This window comes from Amycolatopsis sp. NPDC005232 (assembly GCF_040607795.1).
Lineage (GTDB): Bacteria > Actinomycetota > Actinomycetes > Mycobacteriales > Pseudonocardiaceae > Amycolatopsis.
In genome coordinates this window covers 192,365-205,502 of record NZ_JBEXHL010000003.1, presented here as the reverse complement: position 1 = coordinate 205,502, position 13,138 = coordinate 192,365, and the positions used below count along the sequence as shown (strand labels likewise).

Annotated in this window: 10 protein-coding genes; 4 read left to right on the top strand and 6 right to left on the bottom strand. The window is 68.3% G+C overall.

Annotated features, from left to right (window positions below; translation table 11 throughout):
* Window positions 1-66: 66 nt before the first annotated feature.
* Window positions 67-1,404, bottom strand: a complete 1,338-nt coding sequence (locus tag ABZU76_RS08195; RefSeq protein WP_220239769.1) for an acyl-CoA dehydrogenase family protein — start codon at window positions 1,402-1,404, stop codon at window positions 67-69.
* 140 nt (window positions 1,405-1,544) lie between these two features.
* Here ABZU76_RS08195 and ABZU76_RS08190 point away from each other — a divergent pair, with 140 nt between their 5' ends.
* Both ABZU76_RS08190 and lnt read left to right on the top strand, forming a co-directional pair.
* Entirely contained in the window at window positions 1,545-2,747 is a 1,203-nt protein-coding gene (locus ABZU76_RS08190) for a LytTR family transcriptional regulator DNA-binding domain-containing protein (RefSeq protein WP_354866337.1), read from the top strand.
* Window positions 2,748-3,185: 438 nt separating this feature from the next.
* Window positions 3,186-4,649 (top strand): apolipoprotein N-acyltransferase, encoded by a 1,464-nt coding sequence (lnt, locus tag ABZU76_RS08185; protein ID WP_354866335.1) that lies wholly within the window; start codon window positions 3,186-3,188, stop codon window positions 4,647-4,649.
* A gap of 48 nt (window positions 4,650-4,697) precedes the next feature.
* Here the strand turns inward: lnt and ABZU76_RS08180 are convergent, their stop codons facing one another.
* Window positions 4,698-6,050, bottom strand: coding sequence for an APC family permease (locus tag ABZU76_RS08180; protein WP_354866333.1), 1,353 nt, complete (start codon window positions 6,048-6,050; stop codon window positions 4,698-4,700).
* A gap of 1 nt (window position 6,051) precedes the next feature.
* The gene (gene arcC / locus ABZU76_RS08175) at window positions 6,052-7,014 is read right to left on the bottom strand and encodes a carbamate kinase (protein WP_354866331.1); all 963 of its coding nucleotides are present in this window, start codon (window positions 7,012-7,014) and stop codon (window positions 6,052-6,054) included.
* Between the two features lie 502 nt (window positions 7,015-7,516).
* On the opposite strand from arcC, the gene ABZU76_RS08170 reads away from it, so the two are divergent.
* Window positions 7,517-8,737 (top strand): arginine deiminase, encoded by a 1,221-nt coding sequence (locus ABZU76_RS08170; protein ID WP_354866329.1) that lies wholly within the window; start codon window positions 7,517-7,519, stop codon window positions 8,735-8,737.
* Between the two features lie 17 nt (window positions 8,738-8,754).
* Window positions 8,755-9,756, top strand: coding sequence for an ornithine carbamoyltransferase (argF, locus tag ABZU76_RS08165; protein ID WP_354866327.1), 1,002 nt, complete (start codon window positions 8,755-8,757; stop codon window positions 9,754-9,756).
* Window positions 9,757-10,092: 336 nt separating this feature from the next.
* On the opposite strand, the gene narI is transcribed toward argF, so the two are convergent.
* The 3 genes from narI to narH are packed head-to-tail and all read right to left on the bottom strand — an operon-like array spanning window position 10,093 to window position 13,138.
* On the bottom strand, window positions 10,093-10,818 hold the full coding sequence (gene narI, locus ABZU76_RS08160) for a respiratory nitrate reductase subunit gamma (RefSeq protein WP_354866325.1): 726 nt from the start codon (window positions 10,816-10,818) through the stop codon (window positions 10,093-10,095).
* Window positions 10,815-11,456, bottom strand: a complete 642-nt coding sequence (narJ, locus tag ABZU76_RS08155; RefSeq protein WP_354866323.1) for a nitrate reductase molybdenum cofactor assembly chaperone — start codon at window positions 11,454-11,456, stop codon at window positions 10,815-10,817. The genes narI and narJ overlap by 4 nt, the downstream gene beginning before the upstream one ends.
* The gene (narH, locus tag ABZU76_RS08150; RefSeq protein ID WP_354866321.1) at window positions 11,453-13,138 is read right to left on the bottom strand and encodes a nitrate reductase subunit beta; all 1,686 of its coding nucleotides are present in this window, start codon (window positions 13,136-13,138) and stop codon (window positions 11,453-11,455) included. Before narH ends, narJ begins: the two co-directional genes overlap by 4 nt.

Genomic DNA, 13,138 nt, shown 5'->3' with positions numbered 1-13,138 from the left:
GTTCCGCCAAGCCGGCGCCCAGCGCCCGGGTGCGCCAGGTGAGGGGCGCACCCGAGCGCTCGCCCGTCACACGGGAAGCGGCGTCTCCTGGTAGGTGGGGACCGTGTCGATGGTCTCCATGAACTTCGTGAACGGCACGAACTCGTCGTCCATCAGCGCACGTGGGTTGTAGTCCGGGCTGGCGAGCACGCCGTGGACGCGTCGGCGCTGCATGCCGAAGTTGCCGGCATCGTAGAGCGGCAGCACTGCGGCCTCGCGCAGCAGCTTCTCGAACTCGTGCTGCTTGTCCAGGCTGTTCACGCCCACGACCTGCATGCACTTGTAGACCGCGTCGAACATCAGCTCCGTGCATTGGATCTTGCACATCGCGCCGATCAGCTCGCCGTGGTAGTCGTGCTGGTCAAGGAAGTGCGCGGTCTTCCAGCAGAAGCAGCGGCACATCTCGATCCGCGCCGCGACGTCCCCGAGCACATAACCGACGTTCTGGTGGTTGATGATCGGGCTCGGGCCACCGGCGGTGTAGGTCCGCGCCCACTCGAGGGCGGATTCGTAGGCGGTCCGGGCCACGCCGACCGCCGCGATCCCGGCCACCGGCCCCGACCAGGCGAAGTTGCGGTTGATCAGCAGGTCGCCGTTGCCGCGGGTGCCCTCGACGAGGTTGTTCGCGGGAACCCGGGCGTCGGTGAAGACGATCTCGGCGTTGGGGGTGAGCCGATGTCCCATCTTGCTGATGAGGTTGTAGCTGACACCGGGGGTGCCGCGCTCGATCATGATCGCCGAAAGCCCCTCGGTGCCGCCCTTCGACGGGTCGGTGCGCACCACAACGATGCTCGCGTTGGCACCCTGCCCGTCCCAGCCCGCGACGTTGCACGGCCAGTACTTGCGGCCGTTGAGCACGTAGTGGTCGCCATCGAGCGTGGCCGTGACACCGATTCCGACGGGTGAAGCATCGGGTGCGTCGAAGTTCGCCGTGCCGCCAGGGCTGCCGGCCGGCTCGCTCACCGCGTAGCCGACGATGTACTCGCCGGTCGGGTCCGAGGTGGCCGCGCGCAGGAAGCGGTCCTTCTGCTCGTCACTGCCCCAGTACCAGACGGGCATCAGGCCAAGCCCGTTGACCAGGATGGTGCAGGCGAAACCCGGGTCGACGGCGCACACTTCCTCGGCGGCCAGTATGAGGTCCACATTGGACACCCCACCGCCGCCGTATTGCGTGGGCAGCATGCAGAACGCGATGCCGGCGCGGTAGGCCTGCACATAGGCGTCCTTGGTCATCTGGAAGGCGCGCAACGGGTCCGTCTCGGCGTCGGCCGCGCGGACCACCGGCGCGAGTATGTCGCGGGCGAAGGCGCGGGTGCTCGCTTGGAGTTCCCGTTGTTCCGGGGTGAGGGTGAAGTCGATGGCCATGACGAAACCTCCCTGCAATCGGGTCGTCGGATCGGCCGGAATCGTCGATCTGCCCGGGTGAGGAGTACGCGGACGCTATCCCGGCCGGCCACGTCGGTCCTAGTCTGTTCAGGGGGCCGCCCGAACGCGAGGAGGTCGGCATGGACGGTCAGCGGGCCGGCGCCGGCGGCCACGAACCCGGAATGAACGGCACCGCCGCGATCCCGCCTGCGATTCAGGCGTCCTGGCAGCGCTGCCGCGAGGTCTACGGTGTTGCCCCCGACACGCCGCCGCCCGACCCGTCTGCCGACTCGGTTGCGGCGCCGAGCACCGTCGTGTCGGCCGCCCGCTCACTGGCGGCCGACATCACTCGAACCGACGGGGTGGTGGCGGTCGCGGCCGGCGACGGGCGGGTTTCCGCGGTGTTCGGGAGCCGTTCGGCCGTCGCGCTCGCGGGCGCACACCAGCTCGCGCCCGGGTACGACTGGTCGGAGAACAGCCGCGGTACCAATGCCCTCGGTACCGCGCTGCTCGACGGGCACGCCGAGGTGACCGGTTCCGAGCACTGGCGCGGTGACCTGGCCGAATGGTCCGGCGCGGGTGTCGCGGTGGCCGGCCCCGACTGTCCGCGGCCGTGCGCGGTCCTCGCGTTCCTGGTGCACCGCCGTCCGCTGCCGGCGCTCGCGATCGCGCGGCTGCACTGTTGCGCCCAGGAACTGGGCCTCGGCCTGCGTCGCCGGCACGACGACGTGCTCACCGAGCTGGCCGGATCGCTGCTACCGCAGGCCGCCGACGACGCCGGACCACTGGCGGTCATCGACCGGCGCGGGCGGCTTGTGACGGCGAACGACATCGGGCGCGCGGTGCTCGGCTCAAGCGCGCGTGCCGGCGCCTTGCGGCTGGCCGCCTGCACGGAGGACGGGTGCCCGATCACCGTCCAGCCCATCCAGCACGACGGGCAGCTCATCGGCACGCTCCTCACCACCAGTACGGACTCACCGCCGGCGATCGAGGCCGCCCAAGCGCCGGTGTTCCGGCTCGCCGGCAGCCACGGCGGGCACATCCTGCTCATGGCCCCGGCGGAGATCCGGGTCGCGCAGGCCGAGGGCAAGACCGTGTGGCTGCTGACCGACCGGGGCCGGCTGCGGGCACTGAACCACACCCTGACCCGGCTGGCGACACGGCTGGCACCACACGGATTCCTGCGGGTGCACCGGCACTGCGTGGTGAACCTGCACCGGGTGCGCGAAATCGCCCCGACCTTCCACGGCGGGTTCGCGCTCGTCCTGGACGGGCCCGATCGCGAGACCGTCGCGGTGTCGCGGCGGCATCTGGCCGAGGTCCGTCGCGCACTCGGCCTGTGAGAGGCGACCGTCGGCGTCGCGGGGAAGGTCATGCTCCAGGTGATTTCCGAGCGATCCCGCCAGCCCCAGAGCGGGAGGCGCCGGAAAGGTCGGGGTGGAGACGGTCGGCGTCTTGTTCGAACTCCGGGCGTTCCACGCTCTGCTCGCCACCCACGACCAGAAGGAAGGCATGGCCGCGTTCACCGAGAAGTGCCCACTCGGGTTCCACCACGCCTGACTCAGGTCGGACCGTGCATCGGCGGTACCCCGTTTGACGTAGTCCTGGTCGGCTCGGTACCGCCTGGTAGGGGTGGGCGCGCGGAGAACGCTCGGCGGGCCGGGAGGTGCGGTGACCTGGCCCGACTCACGCCTGGCGGGGAGTAGCGTGCTTGTATGCCTGTTGCCGTGCGGGTGCGTCGGTGGGCGGTGCGTGGGCTGGCTTTGCCGTGTGGTGGCGTGGTGGCGCTGGCCTTCCCGGCTGCCGATGCGTGGTGGCTGGGGTGGGTCGGGCTGGTCCCGCTGGTGTTGTTGCTCGGGCGCGCGGGCTCGTACGGTGAGGCGGCTTGGCGGAGTTCACTTGCCGCGGTCGGGTTCTTTCTCGTTGCGCTGCAGTGGCTGCTGCCGAACATCGGAATGCTGGCGCTTGTGGTGGGCGTTGTGGTCGCCGCCCTCTGGGTGCCGTTCGGGCTGGCGACGTACGGGTTGCTGCGCGAACCGTCCGGTGCGCGGGTGGCCTTGGCGGTGGTGGTGCTGCCGTCGGTCTGGGTCAGCGTCGAGGCGCTGCGTTCCTGGGAAGGTCTGGGCGGTGCCTGGGGTCTTGTCGGTCTGACGCAATGGCAGGTGCGGCCGGTGCTGGCCGTGGCGTCGCTGGGCGGGGTGTGGTTGCTGAGCTTCGTGCTGGTGGCGGTCAACGTCGGGCTTGCTGCCGTGTTCCTTCCCGGCGCCGGCAGGGCAGCGCGATTGCTCGGGGGAGGACTCGCCGTCGTGCTCGCCGCGCTCGCGATCGGCTATGGGCTGCTCCGGCCGGAACCGGTGGTGACCGGCAGCGTCCGCGTGGTGGGGGTGCAGCCTGGCGTCGTGTACGGAGGAGACGAGCGTTTGGCGGCGCATCTGGACTTGACCCACAGAGCCGCCGGTCTGGGGCAGGACATGGTGGTCTGGGGCCAGAGCAGCGTGCCGTTCGACCCGGCGAGCCGTCCCGATGTGTTGGGCCGGTTGCGCCAGGCCGCGGCGATCGCGGGAAGTGACGTACTGGTCAACGTCGACGCGCGAGCAGCGGACGGTCGGATCAGGAAGACGACTCAGCAGTATGGACCTGGTGGTTTGGTTGGTACGTATGAGAAGCGCCGGCTGGTCCCGTTCGGCGAGTACGTGCCGATGCGGCAGCTGCTGGGAAAGGTGCTTCAGGGCACCGCCATCGCCGAGGAAGATCGAGCCCCGGGCCGAGAGCCGGTGGTGCTGCGGGTCGGCGGGACAAAGGTGGGCCCGCTGATCTCCTACGAGTCGATCTTTCCCGACCTGCGCCGGGAACTCGTTCGGCTGCACGCCGATGTCACGGTGGTGCAGGGCTCGCTCACGTCGTTCCACGGAACCTGGGTGCAACCGCAACAGGCGAGTGCCGAGGCGGTGCGGGCGGTGGAGTCCGGTCGGTCCGCCGTCCTGGTGGAGCTGAACGGAACATCCGCGGCGTTCGACGCACGGGGCAGGCAGCTGGCCTGGATGCCGCCGGACGAGCGCGGGATCTTCGTGGTCGATGTGCCGCTGTATGAGGAGATCACTCCCTACGTGCGGTGGGGCGATTGGGTTCCACGCACGGCGGGCGCGATCACCGTGATCGGCATCGTCGTCGTGGTCGCGCGCTGGGCGTCGTCGAGAGCGACCGGGCTTCACAGACGACCTTCGTCGACCGGACAGGGGCGTTGACGACCTTTTCGGCGGGCTGCCAAGGTGTGCGCCGGTGACCGGCCGTCGTCATGGTTCGGACGGCGGGGCTTCGCCAGGCTCGCGATCCGGTGGGGCCGTGGTGGGCGGGGCCACCGCGTCGCGGTTTGCGCGCACCCGCTTCCAGGACAGGTCCATGATCACGCCGAGGACGATGATCACGAGCATCGCGACGGCTGAGCCGGGGTCGTTGACGACGGTCGAGATCAGGAACGCGACGAGGGCGATGCCGCAGGTCAGGACGGCGAGAATGAGGAGGGTCAGGCTCGCGCCTGTGTTGGCGCGGACGCGGAAGTGAGCGACTGTGGCCATCATGAAGACCAGCAGAGCCACGGCGCTACCGATCGAGGCGATGGCGGTGAGGTCGAAGCCGATCGCCAGGATCAGGCTGAGCGCCGCCGCGACAAGGAGGCCGACCGAGGCCTTGCCACCGACGCGGTGGCTCATCAGCGGCGGCATCTGGCCGGTCGCAGCGAGCTGGTCGCACAGGCCGACGGCGGGATAGAGGCCGGCGTTGGTCGCGCCGGCCGTCGCGAACAGCGCGGTGATGATCATGAGTACGTAGCCGAACTCGCCGAGTGCGGGCTGTGCCGCAACCGCAAGCGCGGTGCCGCCGGAGGAGATCACCACGTCCACGGGCAGGGTGCCGAACACGCCGAGCGCGATCGCGACGTAGATGACGGTGGCGATGCCGAGTGCGAGGTACATCGCGCGTGGGAGCTGCCGGGCCGGCTCACGGAGGTCCTTCGCCGTGAACGTGATGATGCCGAACCCGAGGAAGGCGAAGAACGTCAGCGCCACACTGGCGATGATGTCGCCCAGCGGCGGGTAGCCGGACGGGGCGAGCAGCGACGGGTCGATGGTGAACAGCGTGACGAGGGAGAACAGGACGAGGATTCCCAGCACGATATAGACGATGATGGTCTGGGCCCTGGCCACGAGCTGCGAGCCGACGATGTTGACCCCGGTCATGACGATCAGGACGAGTGCGGCGAAGATCTTCGTCCAGGTGGGGTCCTCGTTTGTGAAGGCGGCGCTCGCGTAGCTGCCGAAGGACACCGCGACCATTGCGGTGACGATGGCGTTGGCCACATAGGTCAGCCACGCCGTGACGCCGGTGAGGTGCCCATTGCCGAACCCGCGCGCGAGGTACTCGAACAGTCCCGCGCCCGAGGGGTAGCGCGCGCCGAGCTTCGCGAACGAGTAGCCCTGCAACCCGGCGATCGCGCCCGCGATGAGGAACGAGATCCACACCGCGGCGCCGGCCACCTCTCCGGCCGCGCCGAGCAAGGCGAAGATCCCGGCGCCGACCATCGCGCCGACGCCGATGAACGACGCTTGCCGGACTGTCAGGTACTTCCGATGTGGTGACGCATCGGTCATGTCAGCCACCTCCCACGGTGGGCGCGGCGGGATCGGTGGCCGCCACGCGGATGCCGGTGCGCGTGGCGATGTTGGTGCCAGCGACGCCGGCCACGATGTCTGCGATGTCGACCAGCGAGCCGATCGCCGCCCGGCCACCGGTGTTGGTCGCGAAGCGGTTCGCCGCCTCGACCTTGGGCCCCATGGACCCGGCCGGGAACTGATGGCGTGCCAGTTCCTCGGGCGTGACGTCGGCGAGCTTCCGCTGCTGTGGCGTACCGAAGTCGAGGTAGACGCCCTCCACGTCGGTCGCCATGATGAACAGCTCCGCGCCGATGTCCTGGGCGAGCAGTCCGCTCGCGAAATCCTTGTCGATGACGGCTTCGACGCCGGACAGCGGGCCCGCCAAGGCGTGCGTCATGGGGATCCCGCCGCCGCCGGCGCAGACGACCACACTTCCCCGGTCGATGAGCCAGCGGATCGGCTCGATCTCGACGATCTGCCGCGGCTCTGGGGAGGGCACGACGCGCCGCCAGCCGGTGCCGTCCTGACGGAACGTCCAGCCCTTCTCCGCCGCCAGCTCACCCACCGCATCCTTCGAATAGACCGGCCCGACGAACTTGGTCGGGCCGGCGAACGCCGGGTCGTCCTCGTCGACCGTGATCATCGTGAGGACGGTGACGACGGGCCGGTCGGCCGGCAGGACGTTTCGCAGCTCTTGCTGGATCAGATAGCCGATCATGCCCTGGGTTGCCGCGTCCAGGACGTCCAGGGGATACGGCTCGGCGCCTTTGTATGCGTCGGCCTGCAGCGCCAGCAGTCCGACCTGTGGCCCGTTGCCGTGGACGACGACGACGCTGTGCTCGGCGGTCAGCGGCGCGATTGCCTCCGCGGCGATCCGAACGTTGCGCCGCTGCACCTCGATGGTCATCGGGTCCGAGCGCTGAAGCAACGCATTCCCGCCGAGTGCGACCACGATCCGCATGCCGGCCTCCACTTCGGACTCATCGGTAAGAGGGAACCTGTGCCGGTGTCGCCGAGGTGATGCCGAACCGCGTCCGGCCGATTGTCGACCGCATCTGACATGACTCACCTCCGGAGTGCGTGACGAGCACTCGTGGGGGTGCGTCGAGCACTCGTCGGCGGTTGGAGTCGTCGTGACCGCCTCACTCTTGCCCTGAGAGCCTCAGTGTTGTCGCTCGCCTTGGCAGGAGGTCACCCGAAGAGGGTGACCTGGACGCCGGGCGACGTCGCGCACACTTGGCTGGGAGACCTGGATCCGCGGCTTCGGGACGACCGTAATCGTCCGACCTTTCCTGTAGTTTGCCCGTCGTTCACTGGTCGTTTCACCGGGGTGACGTGGCGTCAGCGTTCGTCGACCGACAGTTGCCCGCCGGAACGGTGTTCACCCCCAGCGGGTGAAGGCGCGCCCGTTGCTTGCGTGTCGACTTCTCGCAGACAGCCCGCTCGTACCAGTGGAGGCGGCCATGGCGCTCGGCGTGCATTCGGAGGTCGGAAAACTTCGCAAGGTCATGGTCCACCGCCCGGGTCTGGAACATCGGCGGCTCACGCCGGCGAACGCGGAGGAGCTGCTCTTCGACGACGTGATCTGGGTCAGCAAGGCCAAGTCCGAGCACGACACATTCTGCGAGGTGATGCGCGATCGCGGCGTCGAGGTCTTCCACGTCGAGCGTTTGCTCGCGGACACGTTGGCCAAGCCCGAAGTCAAGGACTGGGCGACCGAGCACATTCTCAGCGAGCGCGAGATCGGCATCACAGCGGCTCAGCGTGCCCACGCCTGGGTGCAGACCGCCGACCCGGCCCTCGTAACCGAGTTCCTGATCGGCGGGATTACCAGGGCTGACGTCGAGCAGGACATCGGGCTCGAGTGGGAGTCCGCGAACCCCACCACCATGCTCCTGCCGCCGCTGCCCAACTTCCTGTTTCAGCGGGACCCGTCCTGCTGGATCTACGACGGCGTCACGATCAACCCGATGACCAAACCCGCGCGCAAACCGGAAACGATGATCATGGAGATGATCTACCGGTTCCATCCGATGTTCGCCGCGGAACACTTCCCGGTCTGGCTCGGGGGCGTCGACGAGAACTGGGGTCGCGCGCACGTCGAGGGCGGCGACGTGCAGCCGATCGGCAACGGGTCCGTGATGATCGGCATGGGAGAGCGCACCACGCCGCAGGCGGTGCTCTGGATTGCCCGGTCGCTGTTCCGGAACGGGTCGGCGAAACAGGTGCTCGCGGTACACCTGCCGAAGTCGCGCAGCTACATGCATCTCGACACCGTCATCACGATGTGCAACCGCGACGTGGTCACGATGTTCCCGCAGGTGGTCAGCGGCGCGCGCGCGTGGTCGATCCGACCGGGCGAGTCGGCCGACGATCTGGTCGTAGAAGAACAGCAGGGCACGCTGCCCGACCTGATGGCTCGCGCGCTCGGCGTGCCGAGGATGCACGTGATCGAGACTGGCGGGGACGAGTTCGGCGCCGAGCGTGAGCAGTGGGACGACGGCAACAACGTCGTCGCCCTCGAACCCGGTGTCGTCGTCGCCTACGAGCGCAACACCGGCACGAACACCGCCTTGCGCAAGGCCGGCATCGAGGTGATCACGATCGAGGGCTTCGAGCTCGGCCGCGGTCGCGGCGGCTCGCACTGCATGACCTGCCCGATCGAACGTGACGCCGCGTTCTGACCTTTCAGGAGTACCTGATGGCCTTCAACCTGCATGGTCGCGGATTCCTCAAGGAGATCGACTTCAGCCCGACCGAGCTGCGTTTCCTGTTGCGGCTCGCCGATGCGCTGAAGTCGGCGAAATACGCCGGTACCGAGGTCAAAAGACTGGACGGCAAGGAGATCGCGCTCATCTTCGAGAAGGCATCGACGCGTACCCGGTCGGCGTTCGAGGTCGCGGCTTTCGACCAGGGCGCTCACGTGACGTACCTGGATCCGTCCGGGTCGCAGCTGGGCCACAAGGAGTCCATTGCAGACACCGCCGCGGTGCTCGGGCGCATGTACGACGCGATCGAGTTCCGGGGCAGCGCGCAAGCCGATGTGGAGGAGCTGGCCGCACACGCCGGCGTGCCGGTCTACAACGGACTGACCGCCGAGTGGCATCCCACTCAGATGCTGGCCGACTTCCTCACCATGCATGAGTCCGGCAACAAGCCTTACGACGCGCTCGCCTATGCCTTTGTGGGTGACTGCCGCTTCAACATGGGCCGGTCGCTGCTCGTCATGGGCGCGCTGATGGGAAGCGACGTGCGGCTCGCAGGTCCCGAGGAGCTGCACCCGCCGAAGGACGTTGTCAAAATCGCACGCGAGATCGCCCGGCGCACCGGCGCGCGAATCACCGTGACCGATGACGCCGCGAATGCGGTGTCCGGAGTGGACTTCATCCACACCGACGTCTGGGTTTCGATGGGGGAAGCGAAGGATGTCTGGGCGGATCGAGTCCGGATGCTCTCCCCGTACCAGGTGAACACGACGCTGCTGGACAAGTCAGGGAATCCCGCGGTCAAATTCATGCACTGCCTACCCGCATTCCACGATACCGACACGATCGTCGGCCAGGAGATCATGGAGCACACCGGAATGACGTCCGGACTCGAGGTGACCGGGGAGGTGTTCAACTCGGCTGCGAGCATCGTCTTCGACCAGGCCGAGAACCGGTTGCACACCATCAAGGCCATCCTTGTCGCCACCCTGGGCTGAGAGGCGGGGACGATGGTCAGCGGGACAGACACCGCCACCGCGCACGACCCCGGCCCGGTCGGAAAGTGGTTCGCACAGGACGCAGGCAGTTCTGGGGCTGACGTCGCCGATCTCGCTCCCAGGAGCCACACACCGATTGACGGATGTCGAGCCGGAGAAATCGGCCTTGCGGTGTGGTCTGGGGACGAGCGCAACTGCACGTCATCAGGCCACCTGCCGCGTCCTCGCGTGCGCAGTTCGTTTACAGCTTCCGGGCGGAAGTGGCTACGGCGCACCGTAGCCGCCACAATAGTCCACAGTGGATCAGCAGTGGTCGCGGTCCGTCTCCGATTTGGTTCATCGACTCAACCACCCGCGGCGCGGCGGTCGTGAAGTCGTAGTCTGTTCTCGGGACCGGTAGACGATGTAGGGCCGGACCAGGTAGGTCAGCGGTGCGGTGAAGGCGTGGACCAGGCGGGTGAAGGGCCAGATGACGAACAGCGCCATGCCGATGAGGACATGCAGGTGGAAGGCGAACCCCGCGTGGCTCATGGCCTCGACGTCAGGGTTCAGGGTGAACAGGGACCGGAACCACGGGGAGACGGTCTGCCGATAGTCGTGCTCCTCGCCGCCGGCGACGCCGAGCAGCGTGGTCGCCAAGCCCGCGAGGATCGCGGCCACGAGCACCAGGTACATCAGCTTGTCGTTGGCCGTGGTCGCCCGGAACACAGGGCCGGTCGTCCGCCTGCGATAGATCAGAATCCCGATACCGGCCAAAGTGGACAGTCCGGCGATGCTGCCGAGCAGCAAGGCCTGCACGTGGTAGGCCTCCTGGCCGAGGCCGAGCGCGTCGGTGAAGCTCTTGGGGATGAGCAGACCGATCACGTGCCCGATGATCACGACGAGGAGCCCGAAGTGGAACAACGGGCTCCCGATCCGCAGCAGTCTGGATTCCTGCAGCTCCGACGAGCGGGTGGTCCAGCCGAACTTGTCATAGCGGTACCGCCACACGGTGCCGCCGACGAGGACGGCAATCATGACGTAGGGCGCGATGCCCCACAGGAGCACGTCGAGCCAGGTCATCGTGGGCCTCCAGCCGGGATGGCGCCGAACGGGGCCAGTTCCAGGCCGACCTGCTCCCGGGGTGGGCCGCTGCGGGCGAGCGCCTTGGCCGCGGCGACGTCGTCGGGGGAGGGCCCGGGCAGGAGTGCGCAAACAGCTTGAACGGGCGCCGCGTAAGGCGTCGCGGCGTCGAGGAGCGCCAGGCGGAGCAGTTCGAGCCCGGCTCGGTGTTCCTGGAGGAGCGTGAGGCCGCCGCCGAGGTCGGCCGTGGCGGCGAACTCGAGGACGACGGGCAGGTAGTCGGGCAGTTCGGTGCTGTCGAGCTCGACACCGGAGGCCCGGTAGCGGGACTTCAACGCGGCGAGCGAGCTGCCCCGCCGGCGCGTCTCCCCGTCGCTCCACCAGGTCAGGTACAGGCAGCACCGGCGGCGGGTGTCGAACACCCGCACGTAGTGCTCGGCCAGAGCTCTGGGAGCCATTGTTGCGGTCTCGGCGAGAAACGCCTCGAGGCGGTCACGAGGGTCTCCACCGGGCAGTGCCTCGATCGCGGCGCGCACGATGGGCAGCATCGCCCGCACGTGGTCGTCGGGGTACTGCAGGCAGATCGATGCTGCTTGCAGTACGACCGCGTGCTCGCGGGCCGACCGACCCGGGTTCATCGGTCGCTCCGTTCCGGGTCCGTCGGCTCGGCGCGGGGTGGGAACAACCCGGCCGGTCGGCCCTTGCCGTCCCAGTTGAGCAGGTTGATCCGCGCTCCAGGTCGTCCCGGGTCGGTCACCTCGTCGCTGGTTTGGCGGTCGCGCAGCGCGTGGAACGTCTCGACCGAGACCGGTGTCGCGCGGCCGGATCCTTCGCCGAAGGGGCCGCTGCCGACCATGCCGGGCCCACCGTCGACGTCGAGGCTGCAGCCGAGTTCTTCGAGCTGATGGGCTTCGCCGGTGTAGGCGGTGGGAATGACGTAACGCTCGTCGTACTTCGCGATGCCGAGCAGCCGGTACATTTCGACGAGCTCACCGCCGGTCATTCCCACGGCCGCGGCGATCGACTCGTCGCGAGGACGGCCGAGGCTGATGTCGCGCATGTAGGAGCGCATCGCGGCCAGCTTCCGAAGCACGCGGTCCACCGGCGCGACGTCGCCGGCGGTGAAGAGCTCGGCGAGGTAACCGATCGGGATCCGCAGGGCCTCGATCGCGCCGAAGAGGTTTGCCGCGGCCTCGCCGTCGTGCCCGGTTTCGGTGAGCCGGTCGACCACCGGTGACAGCGGCGGGATGTACCAGACCATCGGCATCGTGCGGAACTCCGGGTGCAGAGGCATCGCCACCCGGTATTCCTTGGCGAGCTTGTACACCGGCGACCGGCGTGCGGCTTCGAGCCAGTCGTCGGCGATGCCGTCGCGGCGGGCGGCGGCCACGATTTCGGGATCGTTCGGGTCGAGCAGCAGGTCCAGCTGCGCCTCGTAGAGGTCGTGTTCGTCGGCCACCGACGCTGCTTCGGTGACGCGGTCGGCGTCGTAGAGGAACAGCCCGAGGTAGCGCAGCCTGCCGACGCAGGTCTCGCTGCACACGGTCGGGAGCCCGACCTCGACGCGGGGGTAGCAGAACGTGCACTTCTCCGCTTTGCCGGTGCGGTGGTTGAAGTACACCTTCTTGTACGGGCAGCCGGTCACGCACATCCGCCAGCCGCGGCATTGGTCCTGGTCGACGAGGACGATCCCGTCCTCGACGCGCTTGTACATCGCCCCGGACGGACACGAGGCCACGCAGGAGGGATTGAGGCAGTGTTCGCAGATGCGCGGCAGGAAGAACATGAAGGCCTGCTCGTAGGAGAACTTGACCTTCTCCTCGGACTCCTCGCGCAGCCGCTCGACGATCGGGTCCCGGGGGCCGTGTTCCGGGGCACCGCCGAGGTCGTCGTCCCAGTTCGCGCTCCACTCGACCGACATGGGGTCACCGGAGAGCAGGGACTTCGGCTGTGCGACGGGGAAGTCGTCGCCGAGTGGCGCGTCGGTGAGATTTTCGTAGTCGTAGGTCCACGGCTCGTAGTAGTCGCGGATGTTCGGCAGGACGGGGTTGGCGAAGATCGTGAACAGTTTGCGGAACCGTCCGCCCGCCTTGAGTTTCAACCGCCCGCGACCCGTGCGGACCCAGCCGCCTCGCCACTGCTCCTGGTCCTGGTAGCGCCTCGGATACCCCTGTCCGGGGCGGGTTTCGACGTTGTTGAACCAGGCGTACTCGACGCCGCTGCGGTTGGTCCACGCCTGCTTGCAGGTGACGGAGCAGGTGTGACAGCCGATGCACTTGTCGAGGTTCATCACCATGCCCAGCTGAGCCATCACGCGCAT